Genomic DNA, 20,478 nt, shown 5'->3' with positions numbered 1-20,478 from the left:
GAGGGAGACCATGCGAATGACAGTGCGCCGTTACCGGCGGCGGCGTACAGGAAGTGATGCACTGGGATTTACGCGCTCACCTTTTGCTCCCCCCTTTTTCGACCGGCTCGAATTCTTGAGCCAGTCCATCAGCCAGCCCCGCAAAACAGACGCCCCTTTTATCCTTCTGGTGACTGAGGATCACTACCTGCGCACCGGTTTTCTCAACGGGCAATTTCCCCTGAGCAGCTGCTGCGACTACGCCACGCTGGACGATGCCCTCATCGCTCAGACGCAGTGGCCCTCAGCCCGTCTGGTCGTGGATATTGAAAGCCGGTCCACGGGGCTTCTGGAGAAACTGGATCAGTTGAGACGGCATAGTCTGTTTCCTCCGTTCCTGACGCCCTGGCTGTTGGTCAGGGCCGATAATTACGACACCCGCCTCTTCTGCAAAGCGGCAGGTCCCTTTCATGTTCTCGAACGCCAGCTGAATGCCGCTGCGCTCCAGCAGAGCCTGCTGGATACCCTCCCTCCGCAGGGTACGGAGAAAGACTGGTTTTCACGCAACGAATGGCCCATCCTGCAGGAGCTTTCCCGGGGCAAGACATTACGTCAGATTGCCCTTATGCAGAATCGTCCCTATAGCCGTATTATCTATCGTCTCAGCTGCATCCTGGTGAAGCTCGGGCTGAGCCATCGTCAGGAATTGCTACATCTTCTTAATAACCTCTCAGACTGCACATTTTCACTCACGTCCTAACCCCTTATTTCCTAAAGCTGTTTAGGAATTTACTTACCACTTGCGTTGCATAAATGTTAATTTTTAACAATTAAATCGAATTTATAACTATTCCTAATTTAAGGACGCGAACATTGTGAAATGCCACAGAATGAACAAACGGCAGCACTTTACTCCATCCGTTAAGTGAATGCAGATAGCGTTAACAAGATGATAATGATGTAAAAACAAGCAGCTTAGCGACAACGTCCGGGAGGAAAAAGCAAAGCGGATAGCATGTTCTCCTGTGCAGGAGATGCGGACCCTCTAATCAACCAGCGCGCTTTCAGATGAAGGACTGGCGGCCTGCGAGGGCAATTGTTGAGCTCATCAGCGTGGGTTAGTCCCCCTAAATGATGGGTATTTTCGTTAACAATTAATCAACATAAAGAGATATCTGTTATTTTTTGTTATTACATAAAGATGAAAATATGCGGTAAATGAGATAACAGGATATTTCCGCTAAATTTAAAAAAATAGCGATTCAGATCCAGAAGATAATACAAACCCATAAGCGGATATTAATTTACAGGGTTTTCGGAAAAAACTTACCCTGTATAATAAGATGCGTATCAAATCTGAATAAGAAAAACCTTTTTGCCAACACCAGCCTAATGAGATGACCGCGCTGAGGCATAGTTCTTTTCATTACGTAAACAAGGATGCTTTCGCTCTTTCCAGGGAAATACTACGGTATAGGGATCTGCACATTATATCCTTCCGGCATTTCGAGAGTTTTACAAACTCTGCACAACGCTTTTAACAATCTGAGGCATTAAAAATGAAACCGGCATCCGTTATCATTATGGACGAACATCCTATCGTCAGAATGTCGATAGAAGTCCTGCTACAGAAAAATAAGAATATCACAGTCAAGCTCAAGTCTGGCGATAGCCATGAAGTTCTTGACTGTATCCGCAATCACCCTATCGACCTGGTGATCCTTGACATTGAACTCACGGGCACGGATGCTTTCGCTTTGCTTAAGAGAATCAGAAACTTAAACAAAGACATTAAGGTTCTGTTTCTCTCGTCTAAATCAGAGTTATTTTACGCGGGTCGCGCCATTCGCGCCGGGGCAAATGGCTTCGTCAGTAAGCGTAAAGATTTGGGTGAGATCTACAACGCCGTAGAAATGATCCTGATGGGCTATTCCTTTTTCCCGTCAGAAACGCTGAACTTTATAAACCATTTGGGTTCAGGGAAAGGGATGGCAGTAGATATGCCATTATCGAACCGCGAGGTCACGGTATTACGATATCTGGCGAATGGTTTATCCAATAAGGAAATTGCAGAACAGCTACTATTAAGCAACAAAACCATTAGCGCGCATAAATCCAATATTTATTCCAAGCTGGGTGTGCAAAGCATCGTGGAATTAATTGATTACGCCAAAGCGCACGAACTGCTTTAACCTGAATTCACTCCCTGCAGCTTATCTGAGCTGCAGGGAGTGCGGTCAGTGCTAATTATAGTTAATCATAAAGGTGGCATCCGCATCGGCTCGTCCGGGCTGAGGGTTATCGGCAGTGGCAATATAATTAGCATAAAACGACAGTATCGCATTCCCCTGCGCATCAACCGAGACCGGCTGGCTGGCCTGCTGGAGAGCCAGGCGCGTTTTATCCGCATCCCTGATCTCTACCGCGACACGACTTGCAGTACTGGCGTCATTCAGCGCCAGCAGGCCGCTATTGCTCCCGTCGGCTTTACCCGAAAACGTGATGGACGCCGAGCCCGGCGGACAGCCGGTCAGCTTCAGCGTAAACGGCATGGGCTGCGTGCGGCTCCCGGTGGTGCTGAGCTGTTTGGTGGGCCAGGTGCCCAGCGTGACGGTCTTGTCGCTGTCGCTGCCTTCCGCGACGCAGGTAAAATCGACAATATTGCCGTAGAGCCGAATGTTGATCTCGCCCAACGCGGTGTCCGCCTGGGCCTGTGTGCAAAGCGCAAAGAGCGCCACGGTGATTAAACAGATCCCGTTTCGCATATCGGCTCCTTAATCGTAATCCACGCGCAAATACCCGCGCGAGGTGAAGCGCCCTTCCGCAGGCTTGTTGCCCGTCACGCTCACCGGCCAGACCCGGATCCCCACCTGCGCCTGCGCGCTGTCGTCAAGGCGGAACGGAATTTTACTTGTCAGGTTGTTAGGCGTCAGCGGCGCCCCGCTCTGATTAGCAATGATGAATCCCACATCCGGGTTATCCGATACCAAAACATTATCAGAGACTTTTTCCGCCTCGACGCGCATCGTCAGCATGGCGTTCGCCTCTACATTGGTGCATTTAATGGCGATGGTTTTGCTCTGCGATGAGACGCCCTCCGGTTTGTTACCTACGCCCGCCTTGCTGAACAGGGAGGCGCCAATGTCGCCGAAATCAAATTCCACCACGTTACCGGCATTAATGGCGCAGCTTTGCGGCACCTGAATGGTTCCGCTGTAGCTAATGGTATAAACCGGCGTGGTTAACGGATCGGATGAGGTGGTGGTGACGTAGACGCGGAACATGGTGGCGCGCGGGATAACGACCATGTTAATAAAACGCCGGGTCACCTTAAGGCGGAAGACAAGGCTGGAGTCCTGAACGCCAAACGGTTTGTTTTTAGAGACGTTAGGATGGCTCCCCATCTGGATATAGCTTTTTGGCGGATAAAACACGCCAGCATAGCTGTCCGTGATTTTCATGGCCCCGTCCAGATAGTCGTTAAGCTTCAGATACTGGTAGCCATCGCTCGTTCCCGTTACCTGATAATCGGTCACATAGCTACGCTTGGTGGTATTCCCGACGGTGCCCTTCGGGCAGACGGCATTGACCCCTACCCACTGCGACTTCTCGCTGAGCGTCACGACCTGTCCGATCTGGTTATTCGAGCTGTTGAATTTATCCGTCAGATCGTAATGCACTTCCGTCGGCACGCCTTTTTCATTGACGCACACGGTCGCTAATGCGTTTGTCGCGGGCAGTAACGCCAGAAGCGACAAAGCAAAGATTTGAGTTTTAATCACAGCCGATCCCCTTAAGTGTGATTGCCTGTTGCAGGCTCTTTTCAGGCAAGCTATAAGGCGCGCGACACTGGGACTGCGCCCCGTCGCCCCACTGGATCAGCAGTTCGCCTTCCAGAGGCAGCCCGCTCAGGTAAATTTGCCCGTCATCCCCCACCATGCTGGTCACGCCGCTTCGGTTTTCGCGAACCACCGCGCCGAACGGCACCGGCTGGTTGCCGCGCATCACCGTCAGCAGGGCGCGCACGCCGATGCGGGTATCAAAGCTGGCGCGCACCAGCGCGCCTTTGGTCGGCACCACGCTGCTCACGTTGTTTTCGATATCGGTATTGTTGCTCATGGTGTTGGTATCCAGCGCCACACGGTTGTAGCGGTAGACGGTGGCATACGGCATCACCGCGTAGCCACGCCAGTCGGTTCTCACGCCGGTCTGGTTTTCCACGCTGACGCCAGATGCCCCCGGAGCTTTGATCAGCACGTTGGTGTCCCCCAACGGCTGGCTGAAGGTCACGCCATCGGCGTGGCCGACCACCCCGCCGGAGAGCTGCCAGTTGAGATCGTGCTGATCGTCGCTGTAGTTGTAGCCGACGCCCAACGTGCCGTAGGTCGCCTGCCAGTTGGCGCTGGCGCTTCCGCTTGAGCCGTTGGTGCTGGTGTGTCCCTGGGTCACACTGTAGTTCAGGTTGCGGTCTTCCAGCAGCGTGCCGCTGACGCCGGTTTGCCAGCTTGTATCGCCATCGCTGTTCCGGCTGGCGGATGCCGTAGCGTAGGCGCGGTCAATCGCGCTGTCCCGGCGATAGCCCTGACGGGTAAAGATACTGAACGGCACGGAGACGTTAAACGACGCGATGCGGTCGGTGCCGTCGATCCCGACGGATTTGTTCCACGACCACGAGACGGAGTAGTTGATCCCCTTCATGCCTCCCGCGTAGCCCAGCTGGTACCAGAGATTCGTCTCGTCTGTTCCCCAGTAGGTCTGCTCGCTACCGGAGATATAGACCGAGCCATAGTCCCCCAGCGACTGAGAAACGTTGAGCTGGAAGCGGCCTTTTTTATTCCACGTCAGGTTGTGATAACTCTGCACGTCCGGCACATCGTTATCGTTCTTGCTATCGGCATACTGATAGCCCTCCATTGAGCGCCAGGCCACATCGTCAAGGGTGTAAAACCCTTTTGTGGAGTAGCGGTAGCCCAGCAGCTGGAAGTTGGTGCCGAAGCCGTTAAGGGATTTCGCGTAGAGGAAGCGCAGAGACTGCCCTTCATGCTTGCTGTCGTCCACGAGCTGGCTGCGGGCGTGGGTGATATCGAGCGAGACCGCGCCCCAGTCGCCTAGGTTTTTTCCGGCCCCGACGGCCACCGCGGTATAGCGCGATGCCAGCTGAGTTCCGCCGTAGAGCGTGTAACCGTTGGCGAGACCGGTAATCAGGGTTCCCTGGGTGAAGAATGGCGTATCCTGATCGCTGTTACCGCTGCGGTAATCCCCCGCCACGAGGTCATACTTCCAGCGCCCTTCACGCTGCAGAAGCGGCACGGTGGAGTACGGCACGGTATAGCGCTGCTGGGTGCCGTCTTTCTCTTCGACCGTGACTTCCAGGTCACCGCTTGAGGAGGTGGGGTTAAGGTCGGTGATGGCAAATGCGCCCGGCTGCACATAGCTTTGATAGATAACGTAGCCATTCTGTCGAACGACCACTTTGGCGGGCGTACGGGCGATCCCGCGCACGGTCGGCGCGTAGCCCTGCAGGCTGTCCGGGTACATGCTGTCAGACGAGAAAAGCCGCCCGCCGCGAAAACCCATGCTGTCGAAGACGTCATTCCCGGTATTGCTGTCGCCCAGCACCAGTTCACTTTTCAGCGGGATGACGGTGCGCTGCGCCCAGGTGCCAATATTCTGCCACTCGCTGTGCCGCTGCCCGTTATTCTCCGTGTACCGCCATGCGCCGTTGTTACGTAAACGCCAGGCGCCATAGTTCAATCCGCTTTGCAGGTTGAGGTAATAGCTGTCGTCTTCGCTTCCCCGGTTACCGGAGAAGCTGTAGTTCACCAGTGCGGCGGGGATACCTTCATCCCATTGTTCAGGCGGAATATAGCCCCGGGCGCTGTTTTGCAACGCCACCTGCGGCAGGCTGACGTCCAGACGCTGCGAGGCAAAGTTGAATACCGTTTCGCTGCCGGGTATAGCCGTGGTCAGCGGAACGCAGGTCTCGCCCTGCACCTTCGCCAGCTCGGGAAACGCCGCGACGTTGACGCCAAAGCGATCGAGCATCGCGCGCGTAATGCACGCCGACAAACCGCCCGACACCGGCGGCGTGTTCTCTGCCTGCTCAAAACGCACGTCCTGGGTACCGATAAACTCATCGTTACGCCAGATATCCACGCGATAAACGCCGGGTGCCTGCTGGTGTCCCTGTTCAAAACGCGACAAATCCGCCACGCTGGCGGTATCGTCGGACAAAAAGGCCGGGTTGAAATAACTTTCGCTCCAGCCAGCCTGCGGCCAGAGCGCAGCCATCAGCGCCAGCGCAACCGGGCAGTAACGTCCCTGGTGGTTTTTCATCGCCCTGACTCTGCTCACAGGTTGACGCTACGCGCCGGGGTGATGGCACCGTAGTCATTCACGCTCTGCCAGGAAAGCGTACCGCTGGCACCGGCTGGCAGCACCTGCTGAGACGAACTTTTCGGCGCAACCATCAGGTTGTCCAGCGTCTGCCCGCCCAGCTTCAGATTAACGAGCGTGATGTAATACGGCGACGCGTTGCTGACTTTGAGATGGTTGCCCGCGCGCTCAAACCGCAGCTGGGAAAGCGCCTCTTCCGGCTGCATCGCCAGGTTGTTCGGGCGCACAAACAGCTTGATGCGTGAAAGGATAGCCAGCTGCAGCACGTTATTGTTTTCCGTTTTCGCTTTGTTCACCGACGGGATCGCCTTCACGTTCATGTAAAAGAGCGATTCGCGATCGGCAGGCAGCGCCGGCCCGGCGTAAATAATACGCAGCGTGTTTTCGCTGTTCGGCTCGCTAACAAACAGGGGCGGAGTGACGGCAAACGTTTTTTCTTTTTGCCCGCTCGCATTTTCGATCCACGCGTTAATTAAATAACGTTCCTGTTTGTTGCTGTTGGTGATCGCCAGCGACGTTTGCTTCGCCTCTGCCGGATAAATAACGCGCGTGGCCCCCAGTGCAATACCGCCGGATGCATTTGCGCATGCAGAAACCATCATCAAAATAAACGATAAAAAAAGTCCTGGTTTAATTAGGGTATTCATCACAACCGTACCTTTAATAATGTGTTCGCAGGTGTTACGGATAAATCAACGTAAACCAGACATCCGACTGAATTTTGCCTGGCTCGAGATGTTCGGAAATAGCCCGATAGCGGGCGCTAAAATGGAACGCGAGCTCGCGGGTATCGACAGGCAGCCAGCTGACGGCCGTAGCGTTTGGGATTATCTGACGTTGCTGTTCGTCAAAGAGCGCCAGCCCGACGCCGCTGCTGACGGATGTTTCACCCGGCCGCGATGTCGCCAGAAAGACCTGCGGATCCTCTGCGGGCGTGACGCCCTGAAACTGGATCCCCACGGTGCGCGAAACATCAACGCTGCAGTCCAGCAGCCGTACGGTGAAAGGCACATTCACCGTGGAAAAACTGCCCACACCGGAAAATGAATTGGTTCGGTACTGGCCCATGTCGATGCGCATATTCTGGCTGTCGGGCGCCACGGCGCAGCCGCCGTTCACCAGTTCACCTCTGAGATGAACCTTGCCGCCTTCGATCACCACGGTATGCGCTGATGCCGGGCAAGCCATCGCAAGGGTTAACAGCAGTAGTGTTCCAGTCCTTGTCATCCTTCGTTCCTGGCATTAGCGTATGACGGGCCTCGTCCCTGAGGCCTGAACATCCCTGTGCGGAGGAATTACTCGTATTTCATTACGAAGGTGGCGTCAGCGTTCGCCTGGCCTGGCTCAGTGGTGGCAGCCGTTGATTTGTAACGCGCGGTGAACTTCAGGGTGTTCGTCCCTTCGATCAGCGTCTGCGCAGCAGAGAAGGTCGCGCCGTCCGGGGTCAGAACGCTGGATTTGCTGTCGAGGATCTCGATACCCACGCCTTTCGCGGTGTTGTCGTTGTTACCGGAGGTGACGGCCAGCAGGGTTTTGTCGGTTGGGTCGATCTGACCGGTGAACGCAACGGCTGCAGTTTTGGCAACCAGCGGATCGCAATCGTTCAGTTCAATGTTGAATGGGATATTAGAGGTGGTGTCGCCCACTTTGGTGAATTTCGCGGTACGATACTGACCCAGATTAACGGTCTGCTCGGAAGAATCAGTATTTACTGAACAAGCAGCATTAACCAGCTCACCTTTAAAATGTACGGTACCGCCATTTACGGAAACCGGCGCAGCAGGATCCGCTGCATTTGCGGCACCCGCAACCAGGGCCAAAGTTGCAATAACAGTAGAAGCAATGTTGCTGAGTTTCATGTCTATTCCTTTAAAATGTAAATAACCCTTCCCGCGAATAATCGGGAATAAGAAATACGTTCAATTGATGAATTGAAAGCTTATTTCGGAGGAGACAAAGTAGCTCAGGACACGGTTTTTAAATATGTCAAAACGCTGCCATTTCGCCAGGTCACATCCTAATCCCGCCTAAGAAATTGACCATCCCTTAAGAAGGGTTTTTGCGTCACGCTGATAAAAACGCGTAAAGGGTGACTGACAGCGACGCTCGCTTCTGACAAAATACACGCCATCCCCCCTTTCAAACGTTACAGACGGAATCTTCTCTCTGATGGCAGCAAAGATTATTGACGGTAAAACGATTGCGCAGCAGGTGCGCTCTGAGGTCGCGGAAAAAGTGAAGGCGCGTAAAGCTGCCGGAAAACGCGCCCCCGGGCTGGCCGTTGTGCTGGTTGGCAGCAACCCGGCATCGCAAATTTATGTCGGCAGCAAGCGCAAAGCGTGTGAAGAAGTGGGCTTCGTCTCCCGCTCTTACGATTTGCCGGAAACCACCAGCGAAGCAGAACTGCTGGAACTTATTGACACCCTGAACGCCGATAAAGAAATCGACGGTATTCTGGTTCAGCTGCCGCTACCCGCCGGTATCGACAACGTGAAGGTGCTGGAGCGTATCGCACCGGATAAAGACGTGGACGGTTTCCACCCGTACAACGTTGGCCGCCTGTGCCAGCGTGCGCCGCGTCTGCGCCCGTGCACGCCGCGCGGTATCGTGACGCTGCTTGAGCGTTATAATATCGACACCTACGGTCTGAATGCCGTGGTCATCGGCGCGTCCAACATCGTGGGCCGTCCGATGAGCATGGAGCTGCTGCTGGCCGGCTGCACCACCACCGTCACCCACCGCTTCACCAAAAACCTGCGTCACCACGTCGAGAACGCCGATCTGCTGATCGTCGCGGTCGGCAAGCCGGGCTTTATTCCGGGCGAGTGGATCAAAGAGGGCGCGATTGTCGTGGACGTCGGAATTAACCGTCTGGAAAACGGCAAAGTGGTCGGCGACGTGGTGTATGAAGATGCCGCCGCGCGCGCCTCTTACATTACCCCAGTACCGGGCGGCGTAGGCCCGATGACCGTAGCAACGCTGATTCAGAATACGCTGCAGGCGTGCGAAGAATATCACGACGTAGAGGACGCGTAAGATGGCGACTTTTTCATTAGGTAAACACCCGCACGTTGAGCTGTGCGACCTGCTCAAGCTGGAAGGCTGGAGCGAAAGCGGCGCACAGGCGAAAATCGTTATCGCCGACGGGCTGGTAAAAGTCGACGGCGTGGTAGAAACGCGCAAGCGCTGCAAGATTGTCGCGGGCCAGACCGTGAGCTTTGAAGGACAGAGCGTAACCGTTACGGCCTGAGCCGTTTGATGCCCTCACCCTAACCCTCTCCCACAGGGAGAGGGGATATAAAATCCCCTCACACCCATCGCGGTTATTTATCGATCCACTTCAAATAATCACTATTTCATCTGTTGAAAAGTGAAAATTCAGTTGCGCGTTTTTCACTCTTTGCCCACGATAAGTAGAACGTTCTACTAAAACGTTCTACTTACAATAACAGCGCAAAAAAAGCGCTACTCGGGGGAAATCAGCATGAGTCTGATATCAGGGTTTGTTAAATCGCTGTCTAAGTTATCGATGATTGGTCGCGCCTTAATGCTGCCAATTTCACTGCTCCCCGCTGCGGGCCTGCTGCTGGCCTTCGGCGATAAGTTCCACCTGCCGCTGATGATGAACGCGGGCGGGGTTATTTTTGATAACCTGCCGATGCTGTTTGCCATTGGCTCCGCCGTGGGTCTGGCGTCAGAATCCGGTATTGCGGCGCTGTCTGCGGCCGTTTCGGTGTTTGTCACGAATATCACCATCAGCACCGTGCTGAGCATCACGCCGGAAATGGCCTCTCAGGGCGGGAAATACGCCATGGTGGTGGGCATTCCGACGCTGCAGATGGGCGTCTTCGGCGGCCTGATCTGCGGTATTCTCGCGGCCTGGTGCTATAACCGCTTCCACACCATGCAGCTTCCGGAATTCCTGGGCTTCTTCTCCGGCAAGCGCTTCGTGGCGATTGCAACGGCGTTCCTCTCGTTCCTGATGGGGCTGCTGCTGCCATACGTCTGGCAGCATATTCAGGCCGGTATCGACGCGCTCTCCGTGGTGGTGAACGGTGATAATCAGGCGGCGTCGACCTTTATCTTCGGTCTGGTAGAGCGCGCGCTGATCCCGCTAGGTCTGCACCATATCTGGTATCCGTCCTTCTGGTATTCGTTTGGGGATTACACCACCCAGGCAGGCCAGGTGATCCACGGCGACCAGACCATCTGGTTCAAGATGCTGGAAGAAGGGGTGAAATCCTTCAGCAGCGACACCTACCAGAACGCTGGTAAGTTCATGCAGGGTGAATTCCCGCTGATGCTGTTCGCGCTGCCTGCGGCATGCCTGGCGATGTATCACGAAGCCCATACGAAGAATAAGAAAATCGCGGCCGGTATTCTGTTCTCCGCGGCGCTGACCTGCTTCCTGACGGGGATCACCGAACCGGTTGAGTTTACCTTTATCTTCGTGGCGCCGATCCTGTACGTCTTTAACGCCATCATGGCGGGCCTGGCCTACATGACCATGTACCTGCTGCATGCGCATATCGCCAAGTCGTTCTCCGCGGGCTTTATTGACTATCTGTCATTCGGGATCCTGCCGTCCTTTAACGGCTACCAGACCCACTTCCTGAGCGCCATTATCATCGGCATTCCAATGGGCCTGATTTATTACTTCACGTTCCGCTTTGTGATCCGTCGTTTCGACGTGAAAACGCCGGGCCGCACTGAAGTGACCGCTAACGCGGATGAGAAATCGGATTCCGAACTCGCGACAGAGATCATCACCCTGCTGGGCGGTGCGCATAACATCGACTCCGTCGGCGCCTGTATCACCCGTCTTCGCCTGGAAGTGACAAAAAGCGAGGTGGTGGATAAAGACGGTCTGAACGGACTCGGCGCGCGCGGCGTGGTGTTTGTCGGCGACAACGGTATTCAGGTGATTTTCGGTGCCAGAGCACAGTTTATCGCCCAGACCATGTCCACCATGATCGGCAAATAATAAGATGCCTGAACGACACGTCTCCTGTACGCTGGGAGACGTGTTTTATCTGGCTGATAATCGGTAAATTTCAGGGAGCGGTTTTGAAGAAAGTCAGCATTATTGATGTCGCAAAGCACGCGGGCGTGTCGGTCTCAACCGTCTCGCTGGTGCTGCGCCAGAAAGGGAAAATCTCAGAGGCAACGATCGAGAAGGTCAACGCTGCCATCAATACGCTGGGCTATGTTCATAACGTTGCCGCTGCCAACCTCCGCGCCAATACGTCCAACCTGATTGGCCTGATCCTCCGTGACTTTAGCGACAGTTTCTCCATCAAGGTGATGGCGAGCATCGTTCAGGATCTCGAAAAACAGGGGTATATGGTTTTTCTCGGTCAGCCCCAGAACGACCATGACCATCTTGAGCGCTGCCTGCTGTCGTTTAAGCAGCAGGGCGTCGCCGGAGTTATCTATCTGGCCTCGGATACCCGCACGTCTACCCTGCCGGAACAGATTCGCCGCTGCCCGCTGCCGCTGGTGGTGGTCTCGCAGTCGCTGCTGGATGAAAAATGCAATCTGGTGATGCGCGATAACCGACAGGCGGCCAGTCTGGCGGTGCGTTATCTTATCGAGCGCGGTCACCGCAATATTGCCTACATTGGCGGACGCGAAGGCTGCCTTATCCGCGCACAGCGCCTGCTCGGTTTTCGCAGCGCGATGGCGCAAAACGGGCTGGTCTGGCGCGATGAATACTCTCCGGCCTGCAGCGATGACACGCTGGCCGCGGGTTTCGCCACCCGCCAGCTGCTGGAAAAAAACAATACCATCACCGCCCTGCTCTGCCACTCGCCGGATGCCATGATCGGCTCCATCTCCGGTATTCATCAGGTCGGGCGTACGGTGGGTAAAGATGTCTTTCTGACGCAGCAGGTCGCGCTGGTCGGTTTCGAAGATATGCTCCACGTTAACCTCACCTCACCCTCGTTTACCTACGTCTCGTCCGCCAGCGAAGAGACGGGGCGTCAGGCGGCCGGGCTGATTATCCGCACGCTGAAGGAGCCGACGCTGCAAACCCAGCGTATTACGCTCTCCGGGCAGCTTATCGCTCGCGAGTCGGCGTAAATTCAGAATTTCGCACAGATTTTTTAGCGCGGGATGACTGCTATATTTCCATGATTTGCCATGGATAATTACAATGCCTACCGTTATTACGCACGCTGCTGTTCCGCTTTGCCTGGGCTTAGGCCTGGGAACCAAAGTGATTCCTCCCCGCCTGCTGTTTGCCGGGATTATCCTCGCCATGCTTCCGGATGCCGACGTGCTGGCATTTAAATTTGGCGTCGCGTACGGCAATGTTTTCGGCCACCGCGGCTTTACCCACTCCCTGCTGTTTGCCTTCGTGGTGCCGATACTTTGCGTGCTGACTGGACGACGATGGTTCAGGACCAGCCTGACGCGATGCTGGCTGTTTTTAACCGTGTCACTGCTGTCGCACAGCCTGCTGGATTCGATTACCACGGGCGGGAAAGGCGTCGGCTGGCTGTGGCCGTGGTCAGATGAACGTTTCTTTGCGCCTTGGCAGATGATTAAGGTGGCGCCGTTTGCGCTGTCGCGCTATACCACGCCGTACGGGCATGAGGTCATTATCTCGGAACTGCTGTGGGTGTGGCTGCCGGGGGTGGTGCTGATGGGAATGTTGTGGTGGAAAAGAAGGTAAAAAAAAGCCGGGTGGCGGCTGCGCCTTACCCGGCCTACTTTTGCCTGTAGGCCCGGCAAGCGTGAGCGCCTCCGGGCGTTACAGACTTACTTACGGCGCCAGGTGGTTCCCTGCGGGCCGTCTTCCAGGATGATGCCCATCTCGGTCAGACGGTTGCGAGCCGCATCTGCCGCCGCCCAGTCTTTCGCCTGACGCGCTTCCAGACGCGCCTTGATCAACGCTTCAATTTCCGCCACTTCACCGTCATCTGCCTGCGCACCGCTCTGCAGGAACGCGTCCGGCTCCTGCTCCAGCAGGCCAAGCACGGAAGAGAGCTTACGCAGATGGGACGCCAGCGCATTCGCGGCCGCCACATCTTCTGACTTCAGGCGGTTCACTTCGCGCGCCATGTCGAACAGCACGGAGTAGGCTTCCGGTGTGTTGAAGTCGTCGTTCATCACCTCAACGAAGCGAGCTTCGAACGCTTCGCCGCCTGCAGCAGGAACAGACCTGTCGGTACCGCGCAGCGCGGTATACAGGCGCTCCAGAGCCGAGCGCGCCTGTTTCAGGTTCTCTTCGCTGTAGTTCAGCTGGCTGCGATAGTGGCCGGACATCAGGAAGTAGCGAACGGTTTCCGCGTCGTAGTACTTCAGCACGTCGCGCACGGTGAAGAAGTTACCCAGCGATTTCGACATCTTCTCGCGGTCAACCATAACCATCCCGGAGTGCATCCAGTAGTTCACGTACTCGCCGCCGTGGGCGCAGGTGGACTGCGCGATTTCGTTTTCGTGGTGCGGGAACATCAGGTCTGAGCCGCCGCCGTGAATGTCGAAGTGTTTGCCCAGCTGTTTGCAGTTCATCGCGGAACATTCAATGTGCCAGCCCGGACGGCCTTCGCCCCACGGGGATGGCCAGCTTGGTTCACCCTCTTTGGACATCTTCCACAGCACGAAGTCCATCGGGTTACGCTTCACGTCAACCACGTCAACGCGGGCACCGGCCTGGAGCTGATCCAGATCCTGACGGGAAAGCGCACCGTAGGTGGGGTCCGTCGGCACGGAGAACATGACGTCGCCGTTGTCCGCAACGTAGGCATGACCGCGGGCGATCAGCTTTTCGGTGATCTCGATGATTTCGTGAATATGGTGGGTCGCGCGCGGCTCGCTGTCCGGACGCAGAATATTCAGGGCGTCGAAGTCTTTGTGCATCTCAGCGATCATGCGATCCACCAGCGCGACAAAGCTTTCGCCGTTTTCATTGGCGCGCTTGATGATCTTATCGTCGATGTCGGTGATGTTGCGCACGTATTTCAGGTTGTACCCCAGAAAACGCAGGTAGCGAGACACCACGTCGAAGGCGACAAAGGTACGGCCATGGCCAATATGACAGAGATCGTAAACCGTAATACCACACACGTACATGCCAACTTCCCCGGCATGGATAGGTTTAAATTCCTCTTTTTGGCGCGTCATTGTATTAAAGATTTTTAACATCGAAGATTCCATGTAAACACGTGTGTGGTTGAAAACCGGCTATTCTACCCGTAATTCAAACCCGAAGCAGCACACAATGCAAGGTGATCGCATCCTGTGGTTATGCTATAACAAGCCCCTATAGATGACCCGAAGGCGGGTCGACGTACCACAATAACGGAACAGGATGCAAAAATGGTTACTTTCCACACTAATCATGGCGATATCGTAATCAAAACCTTTGATGACAAAGCGCCTGAAACAGTTAAAAACTTCCTGGACTACTGCCGCGAAGGTTTCTACAACAACACCATTTTCCACCGCGTGATCAACGGTTTTATGATCCAGGGCGGCGGTTTCGAACCTGGCATGAACCAGAAAGCCACCAAAGAAGCGATCAAAAACGAAGCGAACAACGGCCTGAAAAACACCCGCGGCACGCTGGCGATGGCGCGTACTCAGGCACCTCACTCTGCTACCGCGCAGTTCTTCATTAACGTGGCTGACAACGACTTCCTGAACTTCTCCGGCGAAAGCCTGCAGGGTTGGGGCTACTGCGTATTCGCAGAAGTGGTTGAAGGTATGGACGTGGTTGACAAGATCAAAGCCGTCGCTACTGGCCGCAGCGGTATGCACCAGGACGTTCCTAAAGAAGACGTTGTGATTACAAGCGTGACCGTCAGCGAGTAATTGGTGGCGACACTCTTTATTGCAGATCTGCATCTGCAAACAGAAGAACCGGCGATTACCGCCGGTTTTCTGCGTTTTTTACGCGGTGAAGCGAAAAGCGCCGATGCGCTGTACATCCTGGGCGACCTGTTTGAAGCCTGGATTGGCGACGACGACCCTAACCCGCTGCACCGTGAAATGGCCGCCGCCATTCACGCGCTGGTAGATTCCGGTGTCCCCTGCTACTTCATTCACGGCAACCGTGATTTTCTGATCGGCAAGCGCTACGCCCGCGAAAGCGGCATGACGCTGCTGCCGGAAGAACGGGTGCTCGATCTCTATGGCCGCAAGGTCCTGATCATGCACGGCGACACGCTCTGCACCGACGATACCGGCTACCTGGCGTTTCGCGTCAAGGTCCACACCCCGTGGATCCAGAAGGTGTTCCTTGCCCTGCCGCTGTTTATCCGCAACCGTATCGCCGCCAGAATGCGTGCGGGCAGCAAAGCCGCCAACAGCAGCAAATCCATGACCATCATGGACGTGAATCCGCAGGCCGTGGTGAGCGTGATGGAAAAGCATGGCGTTCAGTGGTTGATACACGGTCATACCCATCGTCCAGACGTCCATTCCCTTATCGCCAACGGCGAACCGGCCCATCGCGTGGTGTTGGGTGCCTGGCACACCGAAGGCTCCATGGTCAAAGTCACGCCAGAGGGCGTCGAGCTGATCGCTTTCCCGTTTTAATCCCCCTCAAAATTCATTCTATTTTTTTGAACAATATTGGCAAATTGTTTCGATTTTAATCAGTCCATGGTCGGTCTACTATTTATCACATCAGGGCAAAACACCCTATCCCAAACAAAATACTTAAGGAATACGACCATGAAATCCATCAAAACTTTCGTTGCAGTTGCTGCTCTGTCTCTGGCTTCTTTCGGTTCTTTCGCTCAAAGCGTGAGCGCAACTGCCTCTACCCTTGACCGCGCAGAAGCGAAAATCGCTGCACAGGCTGCTGAACAGGGTGCGTCTTACAAAATCACCAGCGCGAAGGTCGACAACCGCGTCTATATGACCGCAGAACTGACGAAATAATGATTGCCCATCGACGAAAACAGACCGCCAGAATGCGGTCTGTTTTGTTATGAATTGACGGCAACAACGGCTCAAGATTTAACCGCGCAACCGTTTTCCTTGCCCGTATAACATGCTATTCTCTGTGCCCTCGAAAGCAGTGTGTTTCGCACCACAGGAGTTTTAAGACGCATGTCTTCCCGCAATAATCCGGCGCGTGTCGCCATCGTGATGGGGTCCAAAAGCGACTGGGCTACCATGCAGTTCGCCGCCGAAATCTTTGAAATCCTGAATGTTCCGCACCACGTTGAAGTGGTCTCCGCGCACCGTACGCCTGACAAACTGTTCAGCTTCGCAGAAAGCGCCGAAGAGAATGGTTATGAGGTGATCATTGCCGGCGCGGGCGGCGCAGCACATCTGCCGGGCATGATTGCCGCCAAAACCCTGGTACCGGTTCTGGGCGTCCCGGTACAAAGCGCCGCGTTAAGCGGTGTGGATAGCCTCTACTCCATCGTCCAGATGCCGCGCGGTATTCCTGTCGGCACGCTGGCGATTGGCAAAGCGGGTGCCGCCAATGCCGCCCTGCTGGCTGCGCAGATCCTGGCGACACACGATAAAGCGTTGCATCAGCGTCTGGCGGAGTGGCGTAAAGCCCAGACCGACGAAGTGCTGGACAATCCAGACCCGCGGGGTGCGGCATGAAGCAGGTTTGCGTCCTCGGTAATGGCCAGTTAGGCCGCATGCTGCGTCAGGCCGGTGAACCTCTGGGGATTGCCGTCTGGCCCGTCGGGCTGGACGCCGAGCCGGAAGCCGTCCCATTCCACCAGAGCGTGATCACCGCCGAGATCGAACGCTGGCCGGAGACCGCTCTGACCCGCGAGCTGGCGCGTCACAACGCTTTTGTTAACCGCGACGTGTTCCCAATCATTGCCGACCGTCTGACGCAAAAGCAGCTGTTCGACAAGCTCGGTTTGCCGACCGCACCGTGGCAGCTCCTGTCCGATAAAAGCGAGTGGAACGACGTCTTCGCCATGCTGGGCGAGCTGGCGATCGTGAAGCGCCGCGTGGGCGGCTACGACGGCCGCGGCCAGTGGCGCCTGCGCGCAAACGACACCGCCGAGCTGCCGGACGACTGCTACGGCGAATGCATTGTTGAGCAGGGCATTAACTTCAGCGGTGAAGTCTCGCTGGTTGGCGCGCGCGGGCACGACGGGCATACCGTCTTTTATCCGCTGACGCATAACCTGCACCAGGACGGCATTCTGCGCACCAGCGTCGCCTTCCCGCACGCCAATCCTGACCAGCAGGCGCAGGCGGAAGAGATGCTCTCTGCCATCATGCACGAGCTGGGCTACGTGGGCGTCATGGCGATGGAGTGTTTTGTGACGCCGTCTGGCCTGCTAATCAACGAGCTGGCACCGCGCGTGCACAACAGCGGCCACTGGACGCAAAATGGCGCGTCCATCAGCCAGTTCGAACTGCACCTGCGCGCCATCACCGACCTGCCGCTGCCGCAACCGGTGGTCAATAGCCCGTCGGTGATGATCAACCTGATCGGCACCGATCTGAACTACGACTGGCTGAAGCTGCCGCTCGTGCATCTGCACTGGTATGACAAAGAGGTTCGCGAGGGTCGTAAGGTCGGTCACCTGAACCTGAACGACAGCGACACGGGCCGCCTGAGCGCCACGCTGGAAGCCATGATCCCGCTCCTGCCGCCGGAATACGCGAGCGGTATTGTCTGGGCACAGTCAAAGCTAAAATAGTTCTCCCTCCGCCGGGGAGTTGACCTTCCCCTTCCCCGGCGTAAAATCCCCGCCCATTGCTGCTGAGTTTTCTTCTGGAATAACCATGAACGATGGAACGGACTATCGCGCGATCCTCGCGTCTGATACCCCTTTAATCGACGTTCGCGCGCCGATCGAATTTGCCCAGGGTGCGATGCCCGCCGCCATTAACATGCCGTTGATGAATGACGACGAGCGCGCCGCCGTCGGCACCTGCTATAAACGCCAGGGCCCCGAGGCCGCGCTGGCGCTCGGCCATCGTCTGGTGAACGGCGACACGCGTGAAGCACGCATCAACGCCTGGCGGGAAGCCAGCCTTGCCCATCCTGAGGGCTTTCTCTGCTGCGCGCGCGGCGGCCAGCGCTCGCATATCTCGCAGGCCTGGCTGAAAGAGGCGGGTATCGACTACCCGCTGATCCGCGGCGGCTATAAGGCCCTACGCCAGACGGCGATTCAGGTGACCATTGAGCAGTCGCAAAAGCCGATGGTGCTTATTGGCGGCTGTACCGGGAACGGTAAAACCCTGCTGGTGAAGCAGCACGCGCAGGGTATTGATTTAGAAGGGCTGGCGCACCATCGCGGTTCGTCGTTTGGCCGCACGCTCACGCCGCAGCTTTCCCAGGCCAGCTTTGAAAATCACCTTGCGGCTGAGCTCCTGAAAAAAGACGCCGCACGCTGGGTGCTGGAAGACGAAGGCCGGATGATTGGCTCCAACCACCTGCCGGAGTGCCTGCGCGACCGCATGGTTGAAGCCCCTATAGTTGTTGTCGAAGACCCGTTTGAGATCCGTCTTGAACGGCTGCGCGAAGAGTATTTCGACCACATGTGGGCGGATTTTTCTGCGGCCTACGGTGAAGAAGCGGGATGGAAAGAATACAGCGAGTACCTGCATCACGGCCTGTTCGCCATTCGCCGCCGCCTGGGGCTGCAGCGCTTTGCGGAATTTACCGCGCTGTTAGATTCCGCGCTGCTGGAACAGCAACGATCTGGCCGTACGGACGCGCACTTCAGCTGGCTTGCGCCGCTGCTGAACGACTATTACGACCCGATGTACGGCTATCAGCTGGAGAAAAAGGCGGAGAAGATTGTCTATCGCGGGACGTACGGCGAGGTCGCTGACTGGCTTAATCGCTGAAAAAAGCCGGGTGGTGGCTACGCCTCACCCGGCCTACGCGTGCATTTGTAGCCCAGGTAAGCGCAGCGCCACCGGGGAACAGACGGCTTAGAAGTCGTAACGCAGACGCACCAGGTTCATGTCGCCCAGGTTGTCGGTGCTGGAAGTGAACACGTGTTCGTAATCCACGCGGAAACCGTAATCCAGCTGGAAGCTGATACCCACGCCGTTGTCGATGCGCTGGTAGTTACGGCCGTTCACGTACTCAATGCGGTCACCCATGAAGTAAGGCTGGATGGATTTAACCGCGTACTGACCGACTGGGAATTTATAACCGGCGAAGTACTCAATACCCCACGCGTCGCCCGCAAAGTAATCGTTAACAGACACTTTTTTGGTGGTCAGGAAGTTCTGATACCAGCCGCCGCCTGCGGAGAAGGTCCAGTTGTCCGGGGTCCAGCTCAGCGCGGTACCGAGAATGTTCTGGTCGTAGGTTTTGCTGTCGCCGTTGTCCGGGTTACGCATGTCGGCGCGGGTGTAGTTCCACGCGGCGCCCCAGGTCAGGTCGGTAGTCAGGTGGTAATCCAGACCCAGCGAGCCGCCGCCTTTACGCTTGTAGCGCAGGCCGTTGCCCGGCAGGTATTCACTGTCTTCAAACAGGTAGGATGCATAAATGTCAGCATCGCCCACGGTTTTCTTATATTTCAGCATTTTACGTGAACGGTAAGAACCGTCGTAATCGCCTTTGATCCCGTTACCCGGCGCCTGACCAATCATGTCGTAGTCCCAGATATCGGTTTTCGCGCCCACCACATCATAGTAAACGCTGTTCTGTTGACCGAAGGTCAGCGTACCCCAGGTATCGCTCTTGAGACCGGTGTAGAGCATACGACGCGTCGTGTCGTGATCGCTCTCGCTGTAGTGGTTATCCCAGTTGAACATTGCAGGGAAGTTCACGCCCAGCTCGTAGTAGCTTACCCAGCTGATATCATCAAACAGGTAGTAATCTGCAGCGAAACGGAAGCGGGTACCGCCGTCAAAACCGTTACGCTTGTAGCTGTTTTTACCGTCGTCGCCGGTCATGTTCTGGAACTGAGGACGAATGCTGCCGCCAACGGTGAAGTTCAGGCGGCTCAGCGGGTTACCCGCCTGAGGATCCTGCTTAAGAACCGTGATTTCCGCCTGAGAAGCGAAGGTAGTCAATGCCACTGCCGCGCCGATCGTTGCCGCCAGCGCTGATTTTTTTATAGTCATTATTTTTCCCTTAATAGACACGCTGCTAAATATTTAGCGGGTGAATATTAACTGGAAATAATCGGGCCGTGTGGT

At 55.8% G+C, this 20,478-nt stretch carries 21 protein-coding genes; 13 read left to right on the top strand and 8 right to left on the bottom strand.

Annotated elements, in window-relative coordinates; all coding sequences use genetic code 11:
* Nucleotides 1-10 precede the first annotated feature (10 nt).
* Both LRM19_RS01080 and fimZ read left to right on the top strand, forming a co-directional pair.
* Nucleotides 11-739, top strand: a complete 729-nt coding sequence (locus tag LRM19_RS01080) for a helix-turn-helix transcriptional regulator (RefSeq protein ID WP_111963361.1) — start codon at nt 11-13, stop codon at nt 737-739.
* A 799-nt stretch (nt 740-1,538) separates the two neighbouring features.
* Nucleotides 1,539-2,171, top strand: a complete 633-nt coding sequence (gene fimZ / locus LRM19_RS01075) for a fimbria biosynthesis transcriptional regulator FimZ (protein WP_008499339.1) — start codon at nt 1,539-1,541, stop codon at nt 2,169-2,171.
* Between the two features lie 51 nt (nt 2,172-2,222).
* Here the strand turns inward: fimZ and sfmF are convergent, their stop codons facing one another.
* The 6 genes from sfmF to fimA form a co-directional block, all read right to left on the bottom strand.
* On the bottom strand, nt 2,223-2,744 hold the full coding sequence (gene sfmF / locus LRM19_RS01070; RefSeq protein WP_271366954.1) for a fimbria assembly protein: 522 nt from the start codon (nt 2,742-2,744) through the stop codon (nt 2,223-2,225).
* A gap of 9 nt (nt 2,745-2,753) precedes the next feature.
* Nucleotides 2,754-3,761, bottom strand: coding sequence for a type 1 fimbria D-mannose specific adhesin FimH (fimH, locus tag LRM19_RS01065; protein ID WP_115874401.1), 1,008 nt, complete (start codon nt 3,759-3,761; stop codon nt 2,754-2,756).
* On the bottom strand, nt 3,754-6,315 hold the full coding sequence (locus tag LRM19_RS01060; protein ID WP_271366952.1) for a fimbrial biogenesis usher protein: 2,562 nt from the start codon (nt 6,313-6,315) through the stop codon (nt 3,754-3,756). Before LRM19_RS01060 ends, fimH begins: the two co-directional genes overlap by 8 nt.
* Before the next feature lie 14 nt (nt 6,316-6,329).
* On the bottom strand, nt 6,330-7,022 hold the full coding sequence (gene fimC, locus LRM19_RS01055) for a type 1 fimbria chaperone FimC (protein ID WP_115874399.1): 693 nt from the start codon (nt 7,020-7,022) through the stop codon (nt 6,330-6,332).
* Between the two features lie 34 nt (nt 7,023-7,056).
* A complete protein-coding gene (gene fimI, locus LRM19_RS01050) occupies nt 7,057-7,602 on the bottom strand; it encodes a type 1 fimbrial protein subunit FimI (RefSeq protein ID WP_111963365.1) in 546 nt (181 codons plus the stop codon).
* Nucleotides 7,603-7,670: 68 nt separating this feature from the next.
* Nucleotides 7,671-8,234 (bottom strand): type 1 fimbrial major subunit FimA, encoded by a 564-nt coding sequence (gene fimA / locus LRM19_RS01045; protein ID WP_023310641.1) that lies wholly within the window; start codon nt 8,232-8,234, stop codon nt 7,671-7,673.
* A gap of 310 nt (nt 8,235-8,544) precedes the next feature.
* Here fimA and folD point away from each other — a divergent pair, with 310 nt between their 5' ends.
* From folD to LRM19_RS01020, 5 genes are all read left to right on the top strand, one after another.
* Nucleotides 8,545-9,411, top strand: coding sequence for a bifunctional methylenetetrahydrofolate dehydrogenase/methenyltetrahydrofolate cyclohydrolase FolD (gene folD, locus LRM19_RS01040; RefSeq protein WP_008499332.1), 867 nt, complete (start codon nt 8,545-8,547; stop codon nt 9,409-9,411).
* Nucleotide 9,412: 1 nt separating this feature from the next.
* Nucleotides 9,413-9,625, top strand: coding sequence for a ribosome-associated protein YbcJ (gene ybcJ, locus LRM19_RS01035; protein ID WP_023334767.1), 213 nt, complete (start codon nt 9,413-9,415; stop codon nt 9,623-9,625).
* Nucleotides 9,626-9,859: 234 nt separating this feature from the next.
* Nucleotides 9,860-11,359, top strand: coding sequence for a PTS transporter subunit EIIC (locus tag LRM19_RS01030; protein ID WP_024906880.1), 1,500 nt, complete (start codon nt 9,860-9,862; stop codon nt 11,357-11,359).
* Between the two features lie 83 nt (nt 11,360-11,442).
* Nucleotides 11,443-12,459 (top strand): Mal regulon transcriptional regulator MalI, encoded by a 1,017-nt coding sequence (malI, locus tag LRM19_RS01025; RefSeq protein ID WP_127729849.1) that lies wholly within the window; start codon nt 11,443-11,445, stop codon nt 12,457-12,459.
* Nucleotides 12,460-12,532: 73 nt separating this feature from the next.
* Nucleotides 12,533-13,054 carry a metal-dependent hydrolase gene (locus tag LRM19_RS01020; protein WP_127729846.1) on the top strand — a complete coding sequence of 174 codons (522 nt, stop codon included), beginning with the start codon at nt 12,533-12,535 and terminating at the stop codon, nt 13,052-13,054.
* An 86-nt stretch (nt 13,055-13,140) separates the two neighbouring features.
* Here the strand turns inward: LRM19_RS01020 and cysS are convergent, their stop codons facing one another.
* Nucleotides 13,141-14,526 (bottom strand): cysteine--tRNA ligase, encoded by a 1,386-nt coding sequence (gene cysS, locus LRM19_RS01015; protein WP_127729843.1) that lies wholly within the window; start codon nt 14,524-14,526, stop codon nt 13,141-13,143.
* A gap of 174 nt (nt 14,527-14,700) precedes the next feature.
* On the opposite strand from cysS, the gene ppiB reads away from it, so the two are divergent.
* The 6 genes from ppiB to mnmH all read left to right on the top strand — a co-directional run bounded on the left by ppiB (nt 14,701) and on the right by mnmH (nt 19,170).
* Nucleotides 14,701-15,195: a peptidylprolyl isomerase B gene (gene ppiB, locus LRM19_RS01010; RefSeq protein ID WP_111963369.1), complete on the top strand. Its 495-nt coding sequence runs from the start codon at nt 14,701-14,703 to the stop codon at nt 15,193-15,195.
* A gap of 3 nt (nt 15,196-15,198) precedes the next feature.
* Entirely contained in the window at nt 15,199-15,921 is a 723-nt protein-coding gene (gene lpxH, locus LRM19_RS01005) for a UDP-2,3-diacylglucosamine diphosphatase (protein WP_271366948.1), read from the top strand.
* 138 nt (nt 15,922-16,059) lie between these two features.
* Nucleotides 16,060-16,269, top strand: coding sequence for a YdgH/BhsA/McbA-like domain containing protein (locus tag LRM19_RS01000; protein ID WP_111963370.1), 210 nt, complete (start codon nt 16,060-16,062; stop codon nt 16,267-16,269).
* A 171-nt stretch (nt 16,270-16,440) separates the two neighbouring features.
* Nucleotides 16,441-16,950: a 5-(carboxyamino)imidazole ribonucleotide mutase gene (purE, locus tag LRM19_RS00995; protein WP_014882834.1), complete on the top strand. Its 510-nt coding sequence runs from the start codon at nt 16,441-16,443 to the stop codon at nt 16,948-16,950.
* The gene (gene purK / locus LRM19_RS00990; protein ID WP_271366946.1) at nt 16,947-18,014 is read left to right on the top strand and encodes a 5-(carboxyamino)imidazole ribonucleotide synthase; all 1,068 of its coding nucleotides are present in this window, start codon (nt 16,947-16,949) and stop codon (nt 18,012-18,014) included. The genes purE and purK overlap by 4 nt, the downstream gene beginning before the upstream one ends.
* Nucleotides 18,015-18,099: 85 nt before the next feature.
* Nucleotides 18,100-19,170 (top strand): tRNA 2-selenouridine(34) synthase MnmH, encoded by a 1,071-nt coding sequence (gene mnmH / locus LRM19_RS00985; RefSeq protein WP_271366944.1) that lies wholly within the window; start codon nt 18,100-18,102, stop codon nt 19,168-19,170.
* 87 nt (nt 19,171-19,257) lie between these two features.
* Here mnmH and LRM19_RS00980 read toward each other — a convergent pair whose 3' ends face one another.
* Entirely contained in the window at nt 19,258-20,403 is a 1,146-nt protein-coding gene (locus tag LRM19_RS00980) for a porin (protein ID WP_115874391.1), read from the bottom strand.
* Nucleotides 20,404-20,478 lie beyond the last annotated feature (75 nt).

It is taken from the genome of Enterobacter sp. PI-10 (genome assembly GCF_027947695.1).
In the GTDB taxonomy this organism is placed as follows: domain Bacteria; phylum Pseudomonadota; class Gammaproteobacteria; order Enterobacterales; family Enterobacteriaceae; genus Enterobacter; species Enterobacter vonholyi.
The sequence above is the reverse complement of the archived record's forward strand: the minus strand, read 5'-3'. Positions and strand labels throughout refer to the sequence as shown.

Bases quoted from the DNA above. Each gene is read 5' to 3' on its own strand.
- mnmH (WP_271366944.1), top strand. From the start codon at position 18,100: ATGAACGATGGAACGGACTATCGCGCGATCCTCGCGTCTGATACCCCT.
- LRM19_RS01060 (WP_271366952.1), bottom strand. From the start codon at position 6,315: ATGAAAAACCACCAGGGACGTTACTGCCCGGTTGCGCTGGCGCTGATG.
- LRM19_RS01000 (WP_111963370.1), top strand. From the start codon at position 16,060: ATGAAATCCATCAAAACTTTCGTTGCAGTTGCTGCTCTGTCTCTGGCT.
- LRM19_RS01030 (WP_024906880.1), top strand. From the start codon at position 9,860: ATGAGTCTGATATCAGGGTTTGTTAAATCGCTGTCTAAGTTATCGATG.
- fimZ (WP_008499339.1), top strand. From the start codon at position 1,539: ATGAAACCGGCATCCGTTATCATTATGGACGAACATCCTATCGTCAGA.
- cysS (WP_127729843.1), bottom strand. From the start codon at position 14,526: ATGTTAAAAATCTTTAATACAATGACGCGCCAAAAAGAGGAATTTAAA.
- ppiB (WP_111963369.1), top strand. From the start codon at position 14,701: ATGGTTACTTTCCACACTAATCATGGCGATATCGTAATCAAAACCTTT.
- LRM19_RS01020 (WP_127729846.1), top strand. From the start codon at position 12,533: ATGCCTACCGTTATTACGCACGCTGCTGTTCCGCTTTGCCTGGGCTTA.
- ybcJ (WP_023334767.1), top strand. From the start codon at position 9,413: ATGGCGACTTTTTCATTAGGTAAACACCCGCACGTTGAGCTGTGCGAC.
- sfmF (WP_271366954.1), bottom strand. From the start codon at position 2,744: ATGCGAAACGGGATCTGTTTAATCACCGTGGCGCTCTTTGCGCTTTGC.
- fimA (WP_023310641.1), bottom strand. From the start codon at position 8,234: ATGAAACTCAGCAACATTGCTTCTACTGTTATTGCAACTTTGGCCCTG.
- fimC (WP_115874399.1), bottom strand. From the start codon at position 7,022: ATGAATACCCTAATTAAACCAGGACTTTTTTTATCGTTTATTTTGATG.
- fimI (WP_111963365.1), bottom strand. From the start codon at position 7,602: ATGACAAGGACTGGAACACTACTGCTGTTAACCCTTGCGATGGCTTGC.
- folD (WP_008499332.1), top strand. From the start codon at position 8,545: ATGGCAGCAAAGATTATTGACGGTAAAACGATTGCGCAGCAGGTGCGC.
- purE (WP_014882834.1), top strand. From the start codon at position 16,441: ATGTCTTCCCGCAATAATCCGGCGCGTGTCGCCATCGTGATGGGGTCC.
- LRM19_RS01080 (WP_111963361.1), top strand. From the start codon at position 11: ATGCGAATGACAGTGCGCCGTTACCGGCGGCGGCGTACAGGAAGTGAT.
- LRM19_RS00980 (WP_115874391.1), bottom strand. From the start codon at position 20,403: ATGACTATAAAAAAATCAGCGCTGGCGGCAACGATCGGCGCGGCAGTG.
- purK (WP_271366946.1), top strand. From the start codon at position 16,947: ATGAAGCAGGTTTGCGTCCTCGGTAATGGCCAGTTAGGCCGCATGCTG.